The sequence below is a fragment of the Enterococcus sp. HY326 genome, assembly GCF_026157065.1.
Taxonomy (GTDB): Bacteria; Bacillota; Bacilli; order Lactobacillales; family Enterococcaceae; genus HY326.
The window spans coordinates 262950-286655 of sequence record NZ_JANLGQ010000005.1; the positions used below are offsets into that span (position 1 = coordinate 262950).

Annotated in this window: 24 protein-coding genes; 11 read left to right on the forward strand and 13 right to left on the reverse strand. The window is 40.2% G+C overall.

All coding sequences use genetic code 11. The features are described from left to right. Nucleotides 1–61: 61 nt before the first annotated feature. Both ORH16_RS14095 and ORH16_RS14100 read left to right on the forward strand, forming a co-directional pair. Nucleotides 62–673 (forward strand): cyclic nucleotide-binding domain-containing protein, encoded by a 612-nt coding sequence (locus tag ORH16_RS14095; RefSeq protein ID WP_265459488.1) that lies wholly within the window; start codon nucleotides 62–64, stop codon nucleotides 671–673. Nucleotides 674–843: 170 nt separating this feature from the next. Next, complete coding sequence (locus ORH16_RS14100; protein WP_265459489.1) at nucleotides 844–1173, forward strand: winged helix-turn-helix transcriptional regulator; 330 nt, start codon at nucleotides 844–846, stop codon at nucleotides 1171–1173. 51 nt (nucleotides 1174–1224) lie between these two features. On the opposite strand, the gene ORH16_RS14105 is transcribed toward ORH16_RS14100, so the two are convergent. Genes ORH16_RS14105 through ORH16_RS14125 form a run of 5 tightly spaced genes read right to left on the reverse strand, consistent with a single transcriptional unit; the run spans nucleotide 1225 to nucleotide 4508 of the window. Then, the gene (locus ORH16_RS14105) at nucleotides 1225–2175 is read right to left on the reverse strand and encodes a zinc-binding alcohol dehydrogenase family protein (RefSeq protein WP_265459490.1); all 951 of its coding nucleotides are present in this window, start codon (nucleotides 2173–2175) and stop codon (nucleotides 1225–1227) included. Continuing rightward, complete coding sequence (locus ORH16_RS14110; RefSeq protein WP_265459491.1) at nucleotides 2176–2811, reverse strand: ABC transporter permease; 636 nt, start codon at nucleotides 2809–2811, stop codon at nucleotides 2176–2178. Beyond that, entirely contained in the window at nucleotides 2808–3581 is a 774-nt protein-coding gene (locus ORH16_RS14115; RefSeq protein WP_265459492.1) for an ABC transporter ATP-binding protein, read from the reverse strand. The genes ORH16_RS14110 and ORH16_RS14115 overlap by 4 nt, the downstream gene beginning before the upstream one ends. Then, nucleotides 3574–4209 (reverse strand): ABC transporter permease, encoded by a 636-nt coding sequence (locus tag ORH16_RS14120; RefSeq protein ID WP_265459493.1) that lies wholly within the window; start codon nucleotides 4207–4209, stop codon nucleotides 3574–3576. Before ORH16_RS14120 ends, ORH16_RS14115 begins: the two co-directional genes overlap by 8 nt. Nucleotides 4210–4211: 2 nt before the next feature. Further along, on the reverse strand, nucleotides 4212–4508 hold the full coding sequence (locus ORH16_RS14125) for a hypothetical protein (RefSeq protein ID WP_265459494.1): 297 nt from the start codon (nucleotides 4506–4508) through the stop codon (nucleotides 4212–4214). A gap of 301 nt (nucleotides 4509–4809) precedes the next feature. Here ORH16_RS14125 and ORH16_RS14130 point away from each other — a divergent pair, with 301 nt between their 5' ends. The 4 genes from ORH16_RS14130 to ORH16_RS14145 all read left to right on the forward strand — a co-directional run bounded on the left by ORH16_RS14130 (nucleotide 4810) and on the right by ORH16_RS14145 (nucleotide 7615). Continuing rightward, nucleotides 4810–5721 carry a glycine betaine ABC transporter substrate-binding protein gene (locus ORH16_RS14130; RefSeq protein WP_265459495.1) on the forward strand — a complete coding sequence of 304 codons (912 nt, stop codon included), beginning with the start codon at nucleotides 4810–4812 and terminating at the stop codon, nucleotides 5719–5721. Between the two features lie 13 nt (nucleotides 5722–5734). Next, nucleotides 5735–6094, forward strand: a complete 360-nt coding sequence (locus tag ORH16_RS14135) for an antibiotic biosynthesis monooxygenase (protein ID WP_265459496.1) — start codon at nucleotides 5735–5737, stop codon at nucleotides 6092–6094. 101 nt (nucleotides 6095–6195) lie between these two features. Beyond that, nucleotides 6196–6807: a hypothetical protein gene (locus ORH16_RS14140; protein WP_265459497.1), complete on the forward strand. Its 612-nt coding sequence runs from the start codon at nucleotides 6196–6198 to the stop codon at nucleotides 6805–6807. Between the two features lie 139 nt (nucleotides 6808–6946). After that, complete coding sequence (locus ORH16_RS14145; RefSeq protein WP_265459498.1) at nucleotides 6947–7615, forward strand: type 1 glutamine amidotransferase; 669 nt, start codon at nucleotides 6947–6949, stop codon at nucleotides 7613–7615. 78 nt (nucleotides 7616–7693) lie between these two features. Here the strand turns inward: ORH16_RS14145 and ORH16_RS14150 are convergent, their stop codons facing one another. Continuing rightward, a complete protein-coding gene (locus ORH16_RS14150) occupies nucleotides 7694–8023 on the reverse strand; it encodes a hypothetical protein (protein ID WP_265459499.1) in 330 nt (109 codons plus the stop codon). A gap of 687 nt (nucleotides 8024–8710) precedes the next feature. Continuing rightward, entirely contained in the window at nucleotides 8711–9568 is an 858-nt protein-coding gene (locus tag ORH16_RS14155) for a LysR family transcriptional regulator (protein WP_265459500.1), read from the reverse strand. Between the two features lie 237 nt (nucleotides 9569–9805). On the opposite strand from ORH16_RS14155, the gene citD reads away from it, so the two are divergent. From citD to ORH16_RS14175, 4 genes are all read left to right on the forward strand, one after another. Further along, a complete protein-coding gene (citD, locus tag ORH16_RS14160) occupies nucleotides 9806–10102 on the forward strand; it encodes a citrate lyase acyl carrier protein (protein WP_265459501.1) in 297 nt (98 codons plus the stop codon). Beyond that, nucleotides 10103–11014, forward strand: coding sequence for an aldolase/citrate lyase family protein (locus ORH16_RS14165; RefSeq protein ID WP_265459502.1), 912 nt, complete (start codon nucleotides 10103–10105; stop codon nucleotides 11012–11014). A 17-nt stretch (nucleotides 11015–11031) separates the two neighbouring features. Next, on the forward strand, nucleotides 11032–12588 hold the full coding sequence (gene citF / locus ORH16_RS14170; RefSeq protein ID WP_265459503.1) for a citrate lyase subunit alpha: 1557 nt from the start codon (nucleotides 11032–11034) through the stop codon (nucleotides 12586–12588). A gap of 168 nt (nucleotides 12589–12756) precedes the next feature. After that, nucleotides 12757–13032, forward strand: a complete 276-nt coding sequence (locus ORH16_RS14175) for a hypothetical protein (protein WP_265459504.1) — start codon at nucleotides 12757–12759, stop codon at nucleotides 13030–13032. Between the two features lie 399 nt (nucleotides 13033–13431). On the opposite strand, the gene bglX is transcribed toward ORH16_RS14175, so the two are convergent. The 5 genes from bglX to ORH16_RS14200 form a co-directional block, all read right to left on the reverse strand. Continuing rightward, nucleotides 13432–15642: a beta-glucosidase BglX gene (gene bglX, locus ORH16_RS14180; RefSeq protein WP_265459505.1), complete on the reverse strand. Its 2211-nt coding sequence runs from the start codon at nucleotides 15640–15642 to the stop codon at nucleotides 13432–13434. 20 nt (nucleotides 15643–15662) lie between these two features. Further along, entirely contained in the window at nucleotides 15663–16946 is a 1284-nt protein-coding gene (locus tag ORH16_RS14185; RefSeq protein WP_265459506.1) for a PTS sugar transporter subunit IIC, read from the reverse strand. A gap of 100 nt (nucleotides 16947–17046) precedes the next feature. Further along, a complete protein-coding gene (locus ORH16_RS14190) occupies nucleotides 17047–17868 on the reverse strand; it encodes an AraC family transcriptional regulator (protein ID WP_265459507.1) in 822 nt (273 codons plus the stop codon). A 145-nt stretch (nucleotides 17869–18013) separates the two neighbouring features. Beyond that, the gene (locus ORH16_RS14195; protein ID WP_265459508.1) at nucleotides 18014–19486 is read right to left on the reverse strand and encodes a glycoside hydrolase family 43 protein; all 1473 of its coding nucleotides are present in this window, start codon (nucleotides 19484–19486) and stop codon (nucleotides 18014–18016) included. A 34-nt stretch (nucleotides 19487–19520) separates the two neighbouring features. Beyond that, nucleotides 19521–20804 carry a PTS sugar transporter subunit IIC gene (locus ORH16_RS14200; RefSeq protein ID WP_265459509.1) on the reverse strand — a complete coding sequence of 428 codons (1284 nt, stop codon included), beginning with the start codon at nucleotides 20802–20804 and terminating at the stop codon, nucleotides 19521–19523. A 176-nt stretch (nucleotides 20805–20980) separates the two neighbouring features. Here ORH16_RS14200 and ORH16_RS14205 point away from each other — a divergent pair, with 176 nt between their 5' ends. Continuing rightward, entirely contained in the window at nucleotides 20981–21973 is a 993-nt protein-coding gene (locus tag ORH16_RS14205) for an AraC family transcriptional regulator (RefSeq protein WP_265459510.1), read from the forward strand. A gap of 107 nt (nucleotides 21974–22080) precedes the next feature. On the opposite strand, the gene ORH16_RS14210 is transcribed toward ORH16_RS14205, so the two are convergent. Beyond that, nucleotides 22081–23688 (reverse strand): hypothetical protein, encoded by a 1608-nt coding sequence (locus ORH16_RS14210; RefSeq protein WP_265459511.1) that lies wholly within the window; start codon nucleotides 23686–23688, stop codon nucleotides 22081–22083. Nucleotides 23689–23706: the final 18 nt, after the last annotated feature.

The following is a 23706-nucleotide window of genomic DNA, read 5'->3' on the forward strand; positions in this document are numbered from 1 at the left end:
GATAACGGAAATTGTTTTACAACAACTAGGACATATGTCATACTTTTTGCGGGGTGATTTGATGAAACGAGAGAAATTTTCAAAAAATTATGAAAATGTGTTAACTCGTTGGCAACTAGATCCAACTGATTATCAAAAATGTGAAATTTTCACCTATAAACCGCGGGAAACTGTTTTAAACGAGGGCAGCCAAGTCGATTATGTTTTTCTGGTGGTTTCTGGTCGGGCCAAGGTCTGTAATTATACCACAAATGGTAAAAATTTGGTGCTGAGCTATTTCATTTCTTCAGGGATTTTTGGTGATATCGAATTGATTTCAGAGCATAAAGCCGCCACAGCGACGATTATCACCGTTTCGGAATTTATCTGTATTGGTATTCCAAAAAATATTTATCAACAGCGGCTGTTGAATAATTTGGCATTTGTGACTTTAATAGCCAAAGGTTTGGCGGAAAATGTTGTGACCACTTCTAAAAATCAGTTGGCTTCTTCTTTTTATGCTGGTGAAGAGCGTTTGGCCTTTTATCTGTGGCAAAATGCCTACAAAAATTATTTTGAAGATAATTTGACAGACACAGCAGCCTCTGTGGGCCTGAGCTATCGCCATTTATTTCGGATTCTCAATCAATTTGTTGCTGAGGGTTACTTGAAAAAAAGGGCAAAGGCTATGTGATTTTAAATGAAGCGGCTTTGAAGGCGTTGAGTTTTCCGGCGGATTGATGGGGAAATTCGCAGCAAGGATGAGATTTTTTTTGGTTTGCAACTCCCAGTTGAAAAAGTCAAAAAGACTTGCTAATATAAAATCAGTTAGTTACTTACTTTTTGAAACCAAGGAGAAGATGCATGCTTACAAAAGATGAATTACCCTATTGTCCGGTAGCCACAACGGTGGACTTGATTGGAAATAAATGGAAATTATTAATTATGCGGGAATTGTTGAAGGGAACGCAGCGTTTTAATGCGATTCACAAGGCAGTCGATGGCATCAGTCAGAAGGTGCTCACGGAAAATTTAAGAAAAATGGAACAGGACGGGATTGTTGCTAGAGAAGTTTTTCCTGAGGTTCCGCCCCGGGTTGAGTATTCTCTGACAGATTTAGGCGAGTCATTGCGGCCGATCATCAGCTCCATGAGTGATTGGGGCACGGCCTATATTCAAGAAAATTTAATGTAAAAAAAATGTGGGACAAGCGAAAATATAAGCGTGTCTCACAATTTTTTTGTTTTAAGGAAGCACCACCACTTTGCCGAAGCTTTGACTGCTCTCTAAATATTCGTGGGCTTTGGCAGTATCTTTTAAAGAAAATATTTTTTCTGGAGCGATAGTCAGTTGATAGTTATCAATGAAAGCAAATAGTTGCTGCATGCGGGAGGCATCGACATCGCCGGAATGAAAGCCGGTTAGATACGCATTATTGGTGTCAAAAATCGGATCAAAGCCCTCCAGATACCATTGACCGCCTAATAATCCGGTATTGCAAACAATGCCCTCCGGCAAAATATGCTGAAAACTATTTTTGATTGTGGCCGGGCCAATCAGTTCAAAAATTTTATCGAATTTTTTCTCCGTTTGCAGCTGGCCTTCTTGATCCAAAATGACATCGGTAAAACCGGCAGCCAAGAGACTGTCTTTTTTGCTGAGGCTGCGGCTGGTGCCGACAATTTTGATATCAGGAAATTGGCCTTTAACTAATTTTAAAAAGGCCAAGCCAACGCCGCTAGTACCGCCGCGCACTAAAATTTTATCGTCAGCTTTGATTTTTAGGCGTAAATAGGAGCCAAAAGCGGTGTAATAAGTCTCTGGCACGGCGGCTAGGTCGGCCCAGGATAGCTGCGTGGTCACTGGAAAAATTTGTTTATTCGGCAGTAAAACATATTCGGCATAGCCGCCATCAAATTCTCGGCCCATTTCCCCCATAATCGAGACGACTTTTTGGCCTACAGGAAGGTGTTGCTCATCTGTGGTTGCAGCAATTTCCCCGACCGCTTCAATGCCTAAAATGCGGGGGAACTTTACCGACGGAGAGAGGCCTTGGCGGGTGAAAATTTCCGAGTGATTGACACCGAAGCCCTTCACTTTGATTAATGACCAACCGGGTTTGACTTTGGGCGTAGGCACTTCTGTGTAAATTAATTTTTCCGGTCCGCCGGCTTCATAGACGACAATGGCTTTCATTTAAATTTCCTCCAGTGCTAATTTTTTTATGGTGATGTATTCGATAATTTTTAAGATGCCGCTGCTTAAGAGGCACAGCAAAATTGTTAGCAACGTTCCCCAAACAATTTTTATCAAGCTTTGTGTTCGCAAGCCGTCAAAAAGAATGGTGCCTAATCCACCAGCATTAATGGTGGCGGCGATAGTAGCGATGCCGATGATGGAGGTCAAGGCTAAGCGAATGCCGCTGAAAATTCCTCTCGCAGCTAAAGGCAGTTGAATTTTTTTAAAGACTTGCTTCTCAGTCATACCCATACCGGTGGCCGCTTCAAGTAAAAGCGGGTCAATCTGCTGGATGCTGGTGACAAAGGTGCGTAGCAAAATATATTCACTATAGAGGCTTAAGACTATTATAGCAGTTATGGTCCCTAAACCGGTGACAGGAATCAGCAATGCAAAAAAGGCGTAGCTGGGGACTGCATATAGAGCGGAAAAGAAATAAATAAAGGTAGTCAGCCATTTAGGTTTGGCTGAGAAAAAAAGAAGCAACAGGCTGGCCGCCACCAAAGCCACTGCTAATGAAAACAAGACCAGCTGTAAATGTTGTACAAGGGCCGTCGTTAAACGCCCATGAAAGTTTACCCAATGAGCAATCATTGATACTGCCTCCAAATTTCTTCTTCGGCATAGACAGTGGCCAAAAGATTTTTTACAAATGTTGTTTTCGGCTTGCGAATGATATTTTCTGGGGTGTCAAATTGTTCAATTTGACCAGCCTGCATAATCATCACCTTCGTGCCGAGGAAAAATGCTTCGGTGATATCATGGGTTACAAAAAGAAACGTCTTGCTTGCTAAACTTTGGTGCAATTGTTTTATCTGCTTTTGCAATTCCTTTCTAGTAATCGCATCGACAGCTCCAAATGGTTCATCCAGTAAAAGGAGGTCGGGATTTGCCGCCAATGCCCGAGCCACGCCGACTCGCTGTTGTTGTCCGCCGGAAAGCTGACGGGGGAAACGCTTGGCAAATTCTTCGTAAGGCAGTTGGATGGTCGCCATCAATTCTTTGATGCGAGCGGTCGTTTTTGTTTGTTCCCAATTTAATAAATCGGGAACAGTGGCGATATTTTTTTCGATTGTGTAGTGGGGGAAAAGCCCGATTTGCTGGACAACATAACCGATTTTCCGTCGCAGTTGATTGACATCAAAACTTGTGACAGCTTGACCATAAACTTCAATTTCACCAGCATCTGGTTCAATCAGGCGATTGACCATTTTTAAAGTGGTGGTTTTTCCGGACCCAGAAGTTCCAAGAATGGTGACAAATTCTCCTTGGTGAATCGTAAAAGAGAGTTGGTCAATAGCCGTTTCTGCGGCTCCAGCAAATTTTTTTTGAACATATTTAAAGGAAACTGCTACATTAGACATAATTTTTTTTCACCTTTCTAATCATCAGGTCAAAGAGGGCAATGCAAAGCAGCGACAACAGAGTGACTGAGCCGCCGCCAATCAAAAGTAAATCCATACGATACAAACCTAGTCCGGTAAAAATTAATGTCCCCAGTCCACCAGCACCGATGTAAGTTGCTAAAGTGGCACTGGCTAAAATTTCCACCAAGGCTAATTTTAAGCCGTTCAAAATAAAGGGCAGGGCCAACGGGATTTCAATTTTACAAAATAATTGCCGGTGATTCATGCCAAGACCGCTTGCGACTTCTTTGGTAATTTTGGACACTTCATGAAAGCCCAATGCAGTATTAATCAAAATTGAAGGGATGGCCAAAAAAGTTAGCGCAATCAGGGCCGGTAATTCCCCCACGCCGATTAACGGAATTAGCAAAAAAAGCACTGCTAAACTTGGAATGATGCGTAATAATTGTGACATGGTTTGAAATAATTCAGCCAGCGGTTTAATGCGATAACTTAAAAAACCAAGGGGTAAGCCGATGAGAGCAGCAAAGAAAAGAGCTTTACCGCTGATAAGTAAATGGGTAATAAGATAGCCGCCATATTGCGGGCTGTTAGTTTGAAAATAGGTTAAAATTTCTGACAACATGACTAATAGCCTCCATAAAATTGATGTTCCTTTGACCAGGTCAGCAGCTGGCCGACAATTTTTAAATAGTCCTGACCCATGTCGGTTAACTGATAAAAACAAGTAGTAGAGGTCACGGTTTTGCTGACTAAATGCGCATTGCAGAGCTCCCATAAGGCTTGCGTGGCTTCTTTTTTATTTCGCCAAAAATGCAATTGAATAGCCGGCAGACTTTGAGCCGGCTGACAAGCTAAAAAATTTAAAATGAAAAGTTTAATCCGTGGTTCAATCATCGTAATAAAAAGTTCCTCTGGCTTCATGTGCTTGCTCCTTAGTGGGGCTATTTAGTAGCAATGCTAGTCAATTATTTCCTCCAATAATTTCAACGGTAAAAATTCGTTGAGTGAATTAAAGAATTAAATCAATACATCGTATTCGTTTCGCTGAAATTTTTACTAACTAACTTTTGTTGTTCTCAGCATAACTTGAAAATAATCAGAAAAATAGTAGGCACTTTTTTATTAGATAGTTACTAAAAGGTAAGTGACTAATAAAAAAGTGCCTACTTCTCAAAATATTTTCCAGCGGTTAAGATGATTTTAACGAAACGGAGGAGTAGAAATGAAAATGAAAAAATCAATCATCAGCGGGCTTGTCGCTCTAACGGTAATTGCTTTAGCCGCCTGTGGCAATAGCGCCGGTACTGCCAGTAGTTCAGCTGCTGAAAAAGGAACAATTAAAGTTGGTTCAAAGGATTTCACTGAAAGTTTGGTAATCAGCGAAATTTATGCCGATGCTTTAGAGGACCACGGTTATACAGTGGAGCGGGTCCAAAATATTGCCAGCTCCGTTATCTCTCAATCAATTGAAGCTGGCGAGGTTGATATTTATCCTGAATACACCGGCACGGCACTCTTAAGCATTTTTGATTTACCTTTAGAAACGGATCCAGATGCGATTTTTGAAACAGTTAAAGCAGCCTATGAAGCAGATGGCGTGTTGACTGTTTTAGATTATGCACCAGGAAATGACGGCCAAGGGATTGCCATCAAAACTAGCGTGGCTGAGGAATACGGCATTGCCACCATCAGCGACCTACAAGCCAATGCTGATAAAATTCGCTTTGCCTCTCAAGGAGAATTTGACGAACGGGCAGATGGACTCAAGGGTTTGGCGGACGCTTACGGCGAATTTAATTTTGCTTCTTCAACGGTCTATGACAATAGTTTGAAGTATCAAGTTTTATTAAATGATGAAGCCGATGCGACCCCCGCATACACCACAGAAGGCCAACTATCAGATAAATCTGAGTTCACCGTTTTGGAGGATGACAAACAATTTTGGCCGCCTTATAATTTAATGCCAGTTGTCCGCCAAGCTGTCTTAGCAGACAATCCAGAAGTCGCCGAAATTATTAACCAGATTGATGCGGGCATGGATACTGATACTTTAATCGAACTCAACGCTAAAGTTGATTTAGATGGCGAAGATTATGCCACGGTTGCTAAAGAATATTATGAATCTGTCAAATAAAGGAGTTATTCAAATGAAAGACCAAGTATTGTACGTTATTGATTTTGCAGTAGCGGCAGAAAAAGAAGCGGCGATGAGCCAGTTGATTGAAGCTTTAGTGGCAAGTACGGCAAAGGAAACGGGTGTCTTAAACTATCATTGGGCCAGAAATGCCAATGTCTACACCTCGTTAGAGCATTTTGAATCCAGTCAAGCAGCCTATGACCATCTAATTAATTTTGCGAAAAATTTTGCTGAGGACTATCTGTCATTAGGCCAGGTTTTAAGCACAAAAGTGTATGGCAATCCTGATGCAGCAGTCAAAGAAATTTTGGATGGCTTTGGTGCAGTCTATGAAGAAACTGTCGCAAGTTATGCAAAGGTGTTAAACTGATTTTGAATTGTTTAAAGGCTTTTGATTGAAGATTATTTTTTGCGGAATAATTCCGCAATTAGCTAGACTGCAAATAAGAAATAGAATGAAGGAGCACGCTTATGAAATCAGAAAAAATTCCCATGAAGGCCGAGCTGTTTACTGCCAATGATGTATTTTTCACGGAAGAAGTTTTAACAGGGGAGCAGGTGCTACGGGTTACGAAAAATCCCGAAATTTTAGCAGATGATGAGGCAACTTTTGCCCAGTTTGCCACCGATTTTAAAGACGGCACCATCGAAGTCGATGTTTTGAGCCGGCTTTTGCCAGATGCGCCAGAGCATGCTCGGGGCTTTATCGGGCTTGCATTGCGCATTGATGACCAGAAAAATTTTGAAGGCATCTACGTTCGTCCGACCAATGGCCGAGCTAAAAATCAATTGCGACGGAATCGTGCCGTTCAGTATTTTTCTTATCCAGAGTATAAATTTGATCGCTTTCGGGCGGAAAATCCCGGCGAGTATGAAACCTACGCCGACATTGACATCGATCAATGGATTCATCTCAAAATTGTTGTTAAAGGGACGACTGCTGAATTATTTATCAATAATGCCCAACAGCCTTCCTTCATCGTCGTAGATTTAAAACACGGCGAAAATCAACATGGTGCTATTGGCTTGTGGGTAGATTTAGGCACAGAAGGATTCTTTAAAAATTTGGTTGTGTCAAACTAATTATGTAGACTTAAACACAGATTTTTATTAAAAATTTCTTTGGTGGACGAAATATCAGCTGGCTGTTAAAATTTTGATATCAAAGGTATTTGCAGGCGAAACCTAAGTCAAACATTGCCGTTGTTGAGAAAGGATGCTTATGCGAATTGCTATTTTGCAGCACACACCAAACGAAGGCCCCGGATCGATTAAAGACTGGGGGCAGCTTCACGGACACGAACTGTCTATTTATCATCCCTATCAGTTTGGTATTTTGCCGACTGCCAATCAAATCGATTTGTTAATTATTTTGGGCGGACCCATGAGTCCCAATGACGAGCTTCTCTGGATTATTGCAGAACGAACCTTAATCCAAGAATTAATGGAACAAAACGTCCCTATTTTTGGGGCCTGCTTTGGCGCTCAACAAATCGCCAAAACACTTGGCGCCGCTATCACTAAAGCCCCTTATAAAGAAGTCGGTTGGGCTCCGGTGTACCTTAAAAGTCAGAAAATTTCCGGCCTTTCCGAGAAGTTCGCTGCTTTACATTGGCACGAAGAAATGTTTGAGATTCCTGATGGAGCTGAGCTGTTATTCAGCAGCGATTTAGTTGAAAACCAAGGCTTTATTATAGGGGAGAAAATTATCGGGCTGCAATTTCATTTTGAGCCGCAGGCAACAGACGTCCGAGAAATTGCCTTAAATGATGTGGACTATCCACAGGAAAACAATGCTTTAAATCAGACTGCCGCTGATATTTTACAGACAGCAGTGCCTAAAGAAAATAAAGCACTGATGTTTACTTTGTTGGATTATCTTGTGAAGTAGACTATAGAATTTTACGCCATCCAATTTTTGGATGGTTTTTTTGTTGGGGATAGGGGGATTGGGAAATATTTTTCAGAATTAAAAATAAACCGCTGAGATAGTCCATTCTAGAAGAATGACAAATGCAGCCAGCACCACGGAAAGCAAGCGGATAATCTCCCAAGTTCCTGCACCTATGCGTTCATGCTTTGGTTGGAACCCGGGATTGAGGCTCCGTGTCTGGTAATCGACACTGGAGGAAAATAGCCCACCTTTGGGAATTAAAAAGAAGATGAAAATCACAAAGATAGCCATAGTTGTCAGGTGCCAGTCCTGATTTATTAGCAGTGAAAGGATGATGCCGATTATTAATGGAATGATAGCGTAGAGCAGGCAAGTTCCTACTTGCTTTAAAGAATTATTTTTCATAAGCGCCCCTTAAATGAGATATTAATAAAAATTCTACACATCATTTTAATCGTAGTCATATTTTTGTTAAAGTTAAATGAAATCGTTAGTCCATGTGGGATGCAAAAAGTATTTTATATGCGTTGAAGAATAGTAATTATGATAAGCAAACTGCAAGCAGTTGAGGTTTGAACTTGTTTGCGCTAAGGTCATCCATAGTCACGCTTTAAACTTTCTTACAAAATCTTCCAATAATCACTAAGCACCAAACACAAAATCTTCACAATTTCCGGTTAATATGAACTCATCCCAATAAAACAAACCCAATAAAACACTTTTTCATTTTTTACTCCTAACCCGTCAGTCCCCGCTGACGGGTTCCCTTTTTGTCATGAGAAAAAATAAATTTTTTCTCAGATACACCGGGTCGCATACAGTTCAACTAAGAGCGAAGCAGTGAATTGTTTTAGTATTGATGAAAGTTGAACTAGCATCCTAGCCCATCGGTCCCCGCCGATGGGTTCCCTTTTGTCTTCAGAAAAGAGAGCTTTTTCTGAAAAGCATTGAGTCGCATACAGTTCAACTAGGAGCGAAGCAAAGAAGTTGTTTAAGCATGAAGAAAGTTGAACTAGCATCCTAACCCGCCAGTCCCTGCTGGCGGGTTCCCTTTTGTCTTCAGAAAAGAGAGTTTTTTCTGAAGAGTAACGGTTAATTTGAAAAACTACGGACAAGCTCAATAAATTTTTCTATTTGCGGTAGCTTCAAAACAATCGGTGAAAACATTAAGTATGTTGGTCTGACGAAGGGCTCGCCGTTAGCGAATTTCAAGGGTAAAATATCTCCATCAAAATCCTGCAAACAAATTTCTGGGACAATTGCCCAGCCGCCGTCGTTTTTAACCATCTCAACACAGGTGGTAATATTGTCGACATAAAGCCCGCTTATTTGCTTTGTATAATCATTTTCATGCATCCATTGGAGCAATTCTCGCTCAAAGGCCAAATCTGTTTTTCTGCCAATGTAAGGGAGCTCCCTAAAAGGAATCGAGCTGTTGCCTTTACTCTTAATAGCGCAGATACTCTCTCGGTCTAAAAGAATTTTCTCCCCCTTCCAAGGATAATCTCCTCTGACAATAGCGACATCAATACTGCCTTCTAAAAGCTGATTATATAATTTACGACTATGATCTGTGGTGACATGCATGTGTACTTCAGGAAATCTTTTCCGGTATTCCGTTAAAACTTGCGGTAGCTTATACAAAGAATAATTTAAGGAGATGCCTGCCTTGAGAAAACCTGAAATAATATTTTTGGATAAATCAAGTTTTTCTCTCATCAGTTGCAATTCTTGTGCGATATTTCGTAACGAGCTTAAGACAATTTCTCCCTCAGGCGTAAAGTAGACACCGTTACGGGAGCGAATTAAAATCGTGATATTCAATTCCGTTTCAATTGCAGTGATTCTTTTTGATAAAGAGGATTGGGAAACATATAAAAGTTTGGCAGCATGGGTAATGTTTCTAGTTCGATCTAGTGTTAATAAAATTTCAAAATCTCTCTCATCCATAAAATATCACCTCTTGCTATTGATTTGTATATTTATAAAATCACTTAATCATTCCGTTTAGTAATGGAATGATTTTTTTGCTATGCGCTTTCTTGTTTTGATTATAACTTATTTGCTTTGAATATCGAATATTTTTACAATTCCCTTTCGGAATGGCTGAAGAAGAAAAAACGGACTTTTACACTTTTTACACTTTGTTGTTTACTTAAAAGTAAGAAGAGAAAGGACTGGTAATGAATGAAAATTGAAAAGAATGCTATTGCCGGAACGTTAGAATCTAGTGATGTTCAAGTGACGATTCGCCCTTTAAATCAAGGCTTGGATCTCTCCATTCAAAGCAGTGTGATGAATCAATACGGACGGCAAATCAAAAAAGTTGCACTAGAAACCTTAGAAAAATTGGAAGTTAAAAATGCCTCGGTGACAATTGTTGATAAGGGAGCTTTGGAATGTACCTTAAAGGCGAGAATTGAGTGTGCAATTTTCCGTAGTGTCAATCAATCAGACAAAAATATTTCTTGGGGGGAAATGTAGATGATAACTAGACCAACACCTCAAAAAATCCGTTTAAGAAGAACGATGATGTTCATGAACGCCCAAAAACCCGGCCTCATCAAAGACGCCTATATTTACGGTAGCGATAGCATTATTTTAGATTTAGAAGATGCCGTAGCTGAAAATCAAAAAGATGCCGCTCGTTTTTCACTGTATCAAGCGTTGAAGAATATCGATTATGGTACAACCGAAGTGTTAGTAAGAATTAACGGTCTGGATACTCCCCATTGGCAGGAAGATATTCGGTGTGTGGTGGCCGGTGGAGCGGATGGTATTCGCATTGCCAAATGTGAAAGTGCGGCAGATGTTAAGCTGGTGGAAGAGCATGTTGAAAAAGCTGAAAAGGAATTTGGCATCGAAGTTGGTCGCACACTTTTAATGGCGGCTCTGGAAAGCCCGCTAGGAATTCTCAATGCTTATGAAATTGTTACTGCATCAGACAGAATGTTTGGCTGTGCGATTTCTGGTGGGGATTTTAGAAAGAGTATGCATGTTCAAATTGAAAAAGACGGTATTGAGATGCTGACAGCTCGAGGACAAATGCTTTTAGCTGCTAGAGCTGCTGGTGTTCAATGTTTTGATACGATGTTTCCGAATATTGATGACATGGACACATTTAAAGCAGAAGTGATTCAAAATAGAAAAATGGGCTTTGACGGAAAAAGCGTGGTAAATCCAAAACAAATCCGTTTCGTTCACGAAACGTTTGCTCCGACGAAAAAAGAAATTGCCTACGCTGAAAAATTAATTCGCTCATTTAACGATCAGGCTGATTCTGGTGTCGGCGTTTATACCGTTGATGGAAAAATGGTGGATATTCCATTTTTTGAAGATGCTAGACGGGTATTGGCCTTGGCAAAAGCAACTGGTGTTTATCACGGAGACCTTTAAGAGGAGGGGAAAACAAGATGAAGAATGCTGTAAATAGAGAAATTCCAGAAACATTAATAACCAACGGTAAAGAAGTTTATCAAGGGAAATATTATATGGACGGGAAATATATCAAAAAAGATTCTCCTAGAAGTCGCCGGAGTGTAAAGCCTGTCGAGACTAAATTATGTCAAAGTATTCGTGAGGCCTGTGAGCGGTGCGGTGCTCATGATGGCATGACTTTTTCTTTTCATACGGAATTTCGTGAAGGAGATTATGTGGCCAGCATGGTCGCAAAAGTTTTAGTTGAGGAGATGGGCTTGAAGGATATCACAGTAGCCGCCACTTCTTTAGGGAATGCCCAAGAAATTATTGCTGACTATATCGAAGAAGGAAAAATTATCGGCGTACAAACTTCTGGCGTTCGTGGAAAGATAGGCGAAGCAATCTCTGCGGGAAAATTAGCAACACCAGCTATTATTCGTAGTCATGGGGGACGTCCTCGGGCTGTCGAAGCAGGCGAAGTTCATATCGATATTGCGTTTCTGGCCGCTTCAACAGCGGACATTTTTGGTAATGCAAAGGGTGTTGATGGAAAAAACAATTGTGGTTCAATGGGCTTTGCTGTTCACGATTCCCATTATGCAGATCACACGGTAATTATTACTGATACTTTAGTTGATTTTCCCAACCTACCTTCATCCATTTCAGCAATAGATGTCGATTGCGTTTGTCTTGTCGAGGATATCGGAGATGCGGCAAAAATTTCCACCAAAGAAGCGCGGATGACCGATAATCCTCGTGAGTTGATGATGGCTGAAGACGTAGCCAAAGTTATCGCAGCTACGCCTTATTTCAAGGATGGTTTTTCTTTTCAAACAGGTGTTGGCGGACCGTCCTTGGCCGTCAATCGCTTTTTAGAACAATATATGGTCGAGCGCAAAATCAAGATGAGTTTCGCTTTAGGTGGCACAAGTAGTGCAATCTGTGAGCTGCAAGATAAGGGTTTGGTAGGAAAAATTTTAGACACACAGGATTTTGATCAAGGAGCGATAAACCATATTTTTAAACATCCTGATCATTTAGAAATCGATTTGAGTGAGTATGCGAATCCAGCAAATAAGGGTGCCTATGTAAATAATTTAGATTTTGTTGTACTTTCAGCCTTGGAAATAGATACAGATTTCAACGTCAATGTTATCACAGGCTCAGATGGTGTCTTGCGGGGCGCCCCTGGGGGACATCCAGATACAGCTGCCGGGAGTAAATGCTGTATCATCGTTACACCACTAACCCGTGGGCGGATGGCAACTGTCTGTGACAGTGTGGTGACTGTTGCTACACCAGGTGATTGCGTGGATGTTTTAGTGACCGATTATGGCATTGCGGTCAATCCATTGCGAAAAGATTTAATTGAAAATCTTGACGCCGCAGGAATCGCCCATGTCACTATTGAAGAGCTGAAGGAAAAAGCATACGAACTAGTTGGAACTCCAGAAAATTTGGAATGGGAAGACAAAGTTATCGCAGTCGTCGAATCGAGAGACGGAACGATTCTAGATGTCGTGAAGCAAGTCAAACCTTTTGAATTTTAGTCTACTGCAGAAAAAGTGTTAGTGAGTTGATTGAGAACTTTGACAAAGCTGAGATAAACGCATCTTTTTCTGATTGGATTTAAATAAAATGAATCTCAAGCTGTCAGTGTTTCATAAAAATATTCTCTTTCAAACGTAGAATCAAAAAACTGAGGTGGAGGGATTATTATGAGTAAAGATATTATGTTTCAAGAAGGGATTTTCTTTGGGATGAAGCTAAAAAAGAGGCAGGACAGCTCAGAAATTTTGCAAAGAATTGAGCTTGAGGCTCAGAAACCATCTGCTTCCACTGATAAATACTATGAGTTTTTCAATCAATATATTGCAGCCTGTTCAGTCTTGTGCTTGAGAGCTTCCAAACTTCTTTATCAAGCAATTGACAGCGATAACTCGAGGGAGTTAATTTTCTCATTCCTTATTGGAGCAAAAAAAGGTGCACGTTGAACTTTCTTACAAAATCTTCCAATAATCACTAAGCAGCAAACATAAAATCTTCACAATTTCCAGTTAATATGAACTCATCCCAATAAAACAAACCCAATAAGACACTTTTTCATTTTTTACTCCTAACCCGCCAGTCCCCGCTGGCGGGTTCCCTTTTGTCTTCAGAAAAATGAGCTTTTTCTGAAGAGCAACGGGTCGCATACAGTTCAACTAGGAGAGCGACGGAAAATTGTTTAAGCGTTGATGAAAGTTGAACTAGCATCCTAAGCCCATCGGTCCCCGCTGATGGGCTCTCTTTTTTTCCAAAAAGCAAAATAAAAAAAGCAGCTCAGCATAGCACCTCATCCCTAAAAAATAATTTTTAAAGACAGACCTATGTCAGCTGCTTTTTAAATTGGCTTAGATTAAATCAAATTTTGCTGTTACTTGTTGCTGTCCATTTTCGACGAAGATTAGAAATTCTCCAGGCTCAGCGGCAAAGGCCATGCTCTTGGTGTAAAATCGTAGTTCGTCACGGGTTAAGGTAAAGCTAATAGTTTTGGTTTCATGTCCTGCTAAAGTGATTTTTTTGAATTGCTTTAATTCTTTGACGGGTCGCACTACAGAACCGACAACATCTTGAATGTATAATTGGATGGTGTCAGTACCGGCAACTTGAGACAAATTACTTACTTCCAAGCTGATGGTCAAGCTGTCGGTCATTTCTGTTTCGCTCAAAGTTAATTCAGATAATTGGCTTTGATGATAGCTTAAGCCATAACCAAAAGGATAGAGCGGTTCGTTTGGTGCGTCGAGATATTTAGAGACAAAGCGACCTGAGTGATTGGAAGTTGTTGCCGGCCGCCCTGTCTTGAAGCCGTTGTAATAAATTGGTAATTGCCCAACAGTATATGGGAAACTCATTGACAGGCGTCCGCTTGGATTGACTTTGCCGAAAATGATATCGGCAAGAGCGCTACCACCTTCAGTACCGGGGAACCAAGCGGCAATGATAGCGTCCATCTGCCTTTGTTCTTCAGTTAGAATTAGTGGACGACCGCTGATAGCGATTAAAATATTTTTTTTGCCGAGGGCTATCATTTTTTTCAAGAAGCGGCGTTGAACATCAGGTAAGCGTAAGTCGGTTCGACTGCCTGCCTCACCACTTTGCATAGTATGCTCACCTAAAGCATAGATAATGACATCCGCTTTTTCACCTAGTGTCACTGCTTTTTCAAGAGCTTCGGCCTGTGCTTCTGGAGTCATTTTCAGACTGTCAATCATCTCTTTAGGGGCACCAAATTCCCCAAGGAAATCATAGGAATCCAGCATGTCGCTACCCTTTTCAAAACTTAAATGTTCGTCATCGAGATAATTTTTTAAGCCGCTTAAAATTGAAACCGTGTCTTGGGTTTTGCCATGAACGGCCCATAGGCCAATTAGTTCCTGATTGTCGCCGTAAGGACCTACCAACAGAACTTTATCTTGATTGGGTGTCAGAGGCAGCAGCTGATTTTTATTTTCTAATAAAACCATCGCTTCGCTGCTGACTTGTTTAGCTAGCTGGCGATGGGAGTCATGCAACAGCAGCTCTGTTTCTTTGGCGGCGCTGGCACCGCGAGTTGCATCTTCAAAGAGACCTAAATCATTTTTTAATTTTAATACACGGTAGACTGCTTGATTGACTAATTCTTCGTCAATTTTGCCATCTTTAATCAATGGCAGTAACGCAGTGGCGTAGCAGGGTGATTTCATGTCAATATCATTGGTGGCCTGCATCGCTAAAGTGGTAGCTTCAAAATTGTCTTTGGCAACTCCGTGGTCAATTAATTCTTTGACCGCCGCATAGTCGGAGATAATCACGCCGTCAAAGCCCCATTCATCTCGCAAAACATTTTTCAAAAGAAATTCATTGCCGGTCACTGGCATACCGTCATAGGTATTGAAGGAAGTCATCACCATTTTAGCGCCGGCATCAACACCAGCTTGGTAACTTGGCAAATAATCTTCCCGTAGGCGTCTTTCTGACATGTCCACCGTGTTGTATTCACGACCAGCTTCTGCAGCGCCATAAGCGGCAAAATGTTTGATACAAGAAGCAATTCCCATTGAATCGAATTGATGTTGAATACCATTGACCATGCTTCTTGCAAAATGGCTGTTTAATAATGGATCTTCACCAGTGGATTCTAAACAGCGTCCCCAACGAGCATCCCTGACGAGGTCAACCATTGGCGCAAAAGTAACATGGGCTCCGCCAGAGCGAGCTTCTTTGCCTAAGACTTGATAGGCGGATTCAATTAATTCGGGATTCCAAGTAGCACCTAAGCCTAAAGGGATTGGAAAAATTGTGCGATAGCCGTAAATAATATCAGCCATAAATAGTAATGGAATTTTGTGGGTTGATTGGCTTAAAAAACGTTCCTGAATTTCTTTGGTTTTCTCAGCGCCAGTGACATTTAAAACAGAGCCGACATTGGCTAAAATTTCGTCGCTAATTCCTAATTTTTGCTGCGGACCGACTGCCATGCCTTCTGTATTAAAAAATTCACCGGAAAGCTGAATTAATTGACCAACTTTTTCTGTCCAAGTTAAGGAATCAAGTAAGGTCTGTAATTGTTTTTCCTGCACGATAATACCTCCAGATAAAGTTATTCAGCTGCTTGTTCGCCAGCTTCTTGTGCTGCTAATTGTTCATTGCGGTAAGTTTCATTGTCTAAACCTTTAAACCAAGGGTACCATAGAAGCGGAGATAAGATTAATTGGATAAATAATTGCAGCAGGATAATGGAGATACTACTTTCAACTGCTGCGTGGAAGCCTAACGGTAAACCAAAGATTGCTTGGACGCCATTGAAGCGGGCGACCACACCAAATTGCGTTAAAAGATAAGCGATGACAATTGCAATCGTATTATTCGTAATAAAAGGAACAGCTAAACGGAAGTTCATTACTAAAGGTGTTCCGAAAATAATTGGTTCAGTAATTCCAAATAGCGCTGGAACAATAGAAACTTTTGCGACTTCACGGTATTGTTTGCTCTTTGCTCTGAGCATTAATATAACTAAGCCTAAAGCTAAGCCACCCCAGGTAATAATATTGAAGAAGGCATAGCCGACAATGTTTGGCGGTGTTTGACCAGCCGCCACAGCGTTTAAGTTTTCAACGTCCATCGCTAGCCATAGAGCAGAGACGATTGGCATGACCACATTGGTTCCGTGAATCCCGAAGAACCATAAAAATTGTTGGACTAAAGAAATAATAATCACTGCCCAAATGGAGCCGCCAATCCCTTGTAACGGTGATTGGATAATCGTATAAACAAATTGATGCATGCTGCCAAATGACGTCAAACCAAATAAATAAGAAACGACGATAAATAAGAACCCAACAATAAAGGTCGGCAAGAGCGCTTCAAAGACTTTGGTAACCATCGGCGGCACACCAGCTGGCATTTTGATTGTCCAGCCTTTTCTCTTAATTGCTAAGAAAAGACGAGCGGAGACGAGACCGACAATCATTGCGGAGAAAACCCCTTGGGCACTGAGCCAAGTTGTCGGGATTGCTGCAGCGTCATCAGTCGTTGTTCCCAGCGGCGTAATAATTAAAAAGTTTAATAAAGCAATAATGGCTGGAGAAATTGCATCTTCTTTCGGGTCCAACTGTCTGACTAAGTGGTAGGCCATTAACACAACAACATACAATGCCATGGAACCGATGGTAATCGTGTTCAGCTTGGTATAGAGGTCAGAAAAATTTGCTAGAAAGGGAACATTTGCACTTAATACAGCTAACAAGACTGCAATTGACCCAATAATAATTGGTCCGAGAGTCCCCATCATCGCACCGGAGATTGTTTTTAAGTAAGCATTATTTCCCAGCTTGTCGAAAAAAGGATTCACCCGCTCAAAAAAATTAATGACTTTCTCTTTCATTTTGTCGCACTTCCAATCATGATTTATTTAACACATGCTTATCATAATATGTAAGCGTTTTTTAATCTTTTCTCTTTTATACGGGAAATCGGAAATTTTTTTACCTTTGGTGGGATAGGCGATATTGCTGCGGTGACATTCCGTAGGCTTCTTTAAAAGCTAAGTAAAAGGATTTTACATTGCCAAATCCGCATTCATTGGCAATATCTAAAATTGGCAGGTCTGTTTCCACTAATAGAGGAAAGGCAAAATCTAAACGAATTGATTTTAAATAGGAAACAAAGGTGATGCCAACAAATTTTTTGAAGTAGCGGGAAAAGTAAGCCGGATTATAATTGAAATGCTCAGCAACCTCAGTCAGCTTTAAAGATTCATTCGCATGTGCGGCAATATAGTGATGCACTTCTGTAATCTTCCGCAAATTCTTTTGCGTACTGATTTCTTTAACACTAGCCATGGGAAGTTGATAATTTTCCAATAAAAGACTAAATAATTGATAAATTTCCCCCTGAACCCTCACACGATTGACCAAAGTATTATCGGAATAAGTTTGATAAATTAATGAAATCAACGCAAATAAACTGCTATCCTTCGCCAAATTTTTTTCAAAAAGAATCGTGTTACCGTATTGCCCTTCTGTCAGCTGTTCAATGTGAATAAAGGGAATCTGCAAGACAATCACTTCACTAGGAATCGGTGTTCTTGTCGAATGGACGACATTCGAATTAATTAAGTGAACCTGACCAGCTTTAAGGATTATTTCCTGAGTCCGATAAGTCAACACCAACTCACCTGAAACACAACACAAAATTTCTAAGCTGGTATGCCAATGGGGCAAAATTTGACGATTGACATTTTTTGAGTGAAATTTAAAAATTTTAAATGGATAGTTCTTGTTAGGGACGATTTTCTCATGCTGCATCTGGGGAACCTCCGTTTAAAAAGAATAATATATTGCTTATAATACCTAAATTTAGTAAATAAAGGCAACAAAAATAAGGCCATCTTAGTTGACAGCCTTACCTCGTAAAAAAGTATCAATAAAAGTCGGTTTTTATCTCTTGAACTTATTTATAAATTAGTTGGGGATTGATAAAGGTTGTTGTGCCCATCTGACCTTGAGCAAATACCCCAAGCTGTACCCCAGTAAATGGTGAGTTGGCCACCTCATTGGAAAAGTGACGGGTCGCAATTTGATCGGTAAATATCAGATTATGACCAGCGTTAAACACTTCTATAGTATAAAAAAATTCAGCGGCTGTCAGTCGGATGATCAGCTCTTCATTTCCATTAAGGGAAAGCGACGTAGCTTGTTGAAGCTGCAAATCGAAAACTTTTTTTTCGCAAAAAAGTTGATAGCCCGCTGAACTTTTTTTAATCCCAGCTCGATACAAATGGTCATCATCCTTATAAACAGCGATGCCAAATGCTCCTTCTGCTAATTCAAGAAGATTCAAAGAAACGTCAAATTCGGAGGAAACATCTTCCTGTGAAACAGATACGAAACTGATTGCTTGAGTTTGTGTTTCACCAAGATGATTAGGATAATTCGTTAAAGTTAGATTTTCATCAAATCGATAGCTGATAGGAAACCGCACTGTTTGAAGTTTATCAGCGGTAAAGGCATTCGCTACTGATTGTGTTAATTCAGCAGTTAATTTTTCCGTCGCAACGATTTCTGTAGCATGGCCATCTTGATTGACAATCGGCCAGCCATCTTGCCAATCTACTGGCAGTAAAATTGTCTCTCTACCTAATAAGGTGAAATGTTTGCGGGGGCGAGTCGCCAAGGCCACTAGCCACCAATTACTAAATTTGTCGCAGAAGAAATCTGCATGGCCGACCGCTTGTAAGGATGATTTTATATCCCGATTTGACAAAACGGGATTTCCAGCAAAGCCCTCATAAGGTCCGTCTATCGTTTTACTGCGCTGAATTGTTACCATATGGCCTTCTCGTGTGCCACCTTCAGCTAGAACTAGATAATACCACTCATCTTTAAAAAAGATATGAGGGGCTTCAACATCACGACCGCCACAGCCGCGACTAATTTCTTTCACCTCCGATAATGCATCACCTGTGAAGGGATTAATCTCCAGCTGCATGATTTGATTTTGGCCAGTTGCATTGAAAACGGAAAGCTGATAAAAACATTTTTCGTTTATAAAAGTCAAAGATGGGTCAATTCCTTTTGGGACATCCAGCCAAATAGGCTTTGACCAGCCATCTTCGGGATTCTCTGTATGGCAGATAAAATTTCCTTGGCTAATGTTGGTACAAACCAGAAAGTAAGTGCCATCATGATAACGAATCGTTGGTGCAAACAGGCCCATGGAATTTTTTATGCCAGAAAAATCTAACCAAGTTTCATCGGTGATGGCATAGTGATTCAACTTCCAATTTACTAAATCCTGACTTTTAAAAATCGGCAGGCAGGGAAAATATTCAAAGCTAGAACAAACCAAATAATAATTTGTTCCGTCAAAACAGATACTTGGATCAGGGTGGAACCCTTTGATAATCGGATTTTGATAAATCATCATATTCCTCTTTTCTAACAGTTAATAGCACTCTTTAAGCATTTTTTTGTTGCTCGAGCGCTGCTTGCTCCAGTGCATAAGCTTCTTTATCCGCCATCTTAAACCAAGGATACCACAATAGCGGGGATAAAATTAATTGGATAAAGAGCTGTAATAAGATGATGGAGATTTTTCCTTGGACAGCGGCGTGGAATCCCAAAGGTAATCCAAAAATTGCTGTAACGCCGGTAAATCGAGCTATTAAACCAATTTTGGTTAGAGCAAACGCGAGAATCAAGGCAATTGTATTATTCGTGATGAAAGGCACGGCAAGCTTAAAGTTTAAAACCAAGGGAGTTCCGAAAATCACAGGCTCAGTTATACCGAATAAAGCGGGAATGATCGCCACCTTACCAGTTTCACGGTACTGTTTACTTTTTGCCCGAAGCATCAATAAGACTAGGCCAAGTCCGGTACCGCCCCAAGTAATAATCATAAAGAAGGCGTAACCTGTGATGTTCGGCGGTGTTTGACCAGCTGCTACAGCATTTAAGTTTTCCACGTCCATCGCCATCCATAAAGCTTGTACAATCGGCATGACAACATTGGTACCATGGATACCAAAAAACCAAAGGATTTGTTGGATTAATGAAATTAAAATTACTGCACCCATTGAACCTCCAATCCCCTGTAGCGGTTGTTGGATAATACTATAAACGAATTGGTGCATATTGTTGAAACTAGTAGCTCCAAAAATGACATCGACTGCAATAAAAAGTAGACTTATGACCACTGTTGGTACTAAAGATTCAAAAACTTTGGTTACCATCGGTGGCACACCAGCAGGCATTTTAATTGTAATCCCTCGGTCAATTAGAAAAATATAAATTCTAGCACTGATTAAACCCACAATCATTGCCGAGAAGACACCTTGAGCGCTCAACCAAGTTGTCGGAATAGCCGAAACTTCATCAATGGTCTGGTCTAGCGGTGTGATAATTAAAAAACTTAACAAAGCAATAATACCAGCAGAAATACCATCTTCTTTAGGACGCAGATTTTTAACCAGATGATAGGCCATCAAGATTACAACATATAATGCCATAGAGCCAATGGTAATTTGATTTAGTTTGCTGAATACGTCGCTATAATTAGTTAGAAAAGATAAAGCACTTAAATTATTTGGCAAAACTAATAATAAAACAGCAACGGAACCAATTAGGATTGGTCCTAGTGTCCCCATCATAGCTCCAGATACCGATTTCAGATAGGGATTGTTTCCAAGTTTGTCAAAGAAGGGACTTAATTTGTCAAAAATGCCAGTGATTTTCTCTTTCATCATTATTACCTCCAAAATTTCTCGATTTGATAGCGCCTTCAAATTTGATGTAAAGCAACTATAACAGAAGTAATTTTCTTTGCTAATATCAATAAGTATACATTTTGTTGACAAAATCACAGGTTTGACGAATTATTTTATGTTTGTTAGATTATGGAATGAAGAGGTGTAAAATTATGAAGCAAAAAGAGCTTTACGAACAGTTATTAGGCTTGTCAGAGCATGAGCGAGGATATCGTAGTGGTGATTATGCTTTTGATTTTTCAAAAAATAAAACTATTGAGATAAAAAATCAATCTATCATATTAATGGAGTTACCAAAATCACAGGAGGAATTTCGCAAGCTACCTTTTTTTATCAAGCAGCATTCCCGGTTTCAAACTTTTCCCCTACATTGTCACGACTGGATTGAATTTAATTATATGTTTGCAGGGAGTTGTCAGCAGATTATTAATGACACTGCTCATCACCTTGCAACTGGACAAGTCATTCTCATGGACGCAAATACAGTTCATACTATCGAACCTTTGGGAGAAAAAGATGTCTTGATAAATTTGATTATTCCGAAAAATTATCTGACAGCTAATTTTTTTAATCGTTTTTCCGCTGATAGTGTGCTGGCTTCTTTTTTTATTGAAGCAATCACCAAAGGTATGAGCCATGACGATTATATCTTTTTCCCGGCGGAAAATAGTGAACGTCTCCAGTATTTCTTCAAGGAGCTGTTGTGCGAATGGTTTGAGCCTTCGATTGCTTATCAAGATATTTGTGAAAATCTTTTGAGTTTAATCATTTCTGAATTGGTGATTGTCTATCAAGAGAACTATTCAACTTTTTCAGATCAGCGGCGAAACAATCCGATTATCCCAATTTTAAGATATATTGAAACTCATTATGCTGATATCACATTGACTCAGTTGGCAAATTCATTTTCTTTAAACCCTAACTATCTGTCAAATTTGCTAAAAAAACATACAGGACAATCCTATAAACAAATTGTGATTAATCAGCGAATTTTGGCGGCCCATCGAATATTATTATCTTCAAATCGAAGTGTGGTTGATATTGCTCAGCAAGTTGGTTTTGAGAATATTCATTTCTTTTATCAGAAATTCAAAGAGATTTATCACATGACTCCGGGAGAGGTAAGAAATATTTTGAAGAGCTAATCTTTTTTAGTCAATGCAGACTATTTGAGTTTTTATCAATTTGATAATACAAAAACAGCTTTTCCCCGACTGGTCTAAAGTAACCACCAATCGGAGAAAAGCTGTTTTTATAATTTATAAAAGCCGTTAAGGAAATGGTAAAAGGCTCGGTAGCCATCGAGGAAGGCCAGGTTTCGCTTGGAAATACGACGGTAGCCGCCGCTTTCCAAACCGGCGGTGCCGGCATTTTCTTCGATGTCCGTCACTAGCGCTGGGATTGCGGCAATCCAAGAATCTAGCAGTTCAAAAGTTCCGCTATCCAATGTAGTGCATTGTTTTAAGTCAATGACATCCCAAAAATATTTACAGTAGCCGATTTTTGAAATGCCGTCTTTGAGAATGCGGGAGCGAATCTTCTTTTTACTGCGATTATGAGTGTTTTTAGCAATCTCGAACTTATTTTTAAGATGCTTAATCTCTTTAACGCAGTCGATTTTTTCCTGATCTTCGGCCATTATCTGCGGGTCCCAAGCAAATCTTTCAGCTGGTGCAGCAGTTTGCATCATGGTGCCTTCAGTATCAATAATGTCGGCAAAATTAAATTCAGGAAGGTCAGCAGAGGTTTTCAGCTGATGATTTTCAACAGTCAACTCACGAATTTTTAATTCTAGCTGCGTGTTGACAGCTTCTAGTTTTTCTACTTGCACCGTTAAATTATGTACCTGAATATCGAATTGGCGATTTTCTTTTTGCAACTGTTGATGCTTTAACTCCGTTTGATGCTGATGAATTTTCAGCTGCCGATTTTCAGCCTGTAAAGCCTCCTTGCGGATAATCAGCTGCTCTTGAGCGGTTGCGACCTGCTGGGATTTTTCCTGCAGCTGCATCTGGTCAGCTTTTAAAAGTGCTAGCTCGGCCAACAGTTCTTGCTTTTCATTTCTTAGAGCAGAAGTCTCAGCGCTAGCCAATTCTGCTTGCTCCTTTGAAAGGGACGCCAAGTTCTCCTTTGCGTCGGGTCTTTTTCCGTGAAGAGACCGCTCCTTTTCAGACAGCGCCACTTCTAATAAAGTTAGCTGCTGGTCCTTGGTCTGCAACCGTCTTTTTTCTTCTTCTAATTGAGCCGTCATTAACTGCAATTGTTGCAACTCTTTGTCAACAGCCGAGTTTCCGCTTAATGAAGAGTTACCTGTTGCCAGCATTTCTTGACTGGCATCTTTTAGTTGAAGATTTTCCTGCGTTAAGGTAATTTTTTGTTTGTTTAACTCATCTAACTCTGTATCCAGCAGCGCTTTATCAAAAATCAGCTGCCGATTTTCGCTGTCTAATATTTTTTTATCTGTGTGTAGCTGTTGTTTTTCCTGCTGCAGTTTTTGATTTAGGCTGTTGGCTTTTTTGACAGACTTTTGCTGTTTTTGTAACATTTTTTTTGCATGGCTGTAAAAAAGCTGATAGAAAAATTCATACATCTGCGGCTTGAATTCCCCTAAATTCAGCGTAGGATCATCCTCTAGATAAATGAATAAAGAAAAGTTGTCGCCTTCCTTTAGCTTCCATCGGTACAAACGCAACTGACCATCAGCTTGATTCAACACTTTAATTAATCGTTGAACATCCTTTTGCGTGACTTCCTGTAAAATAGTTTCGGAGGATGAAACGGTAATTTTCCGTAAAACTAGATTATCAGAACGCTTGCGGGGATGATAAATTTTTACTGTAAATAAATTCCCAATAACCATAAGCTTTCCCTCTAACGT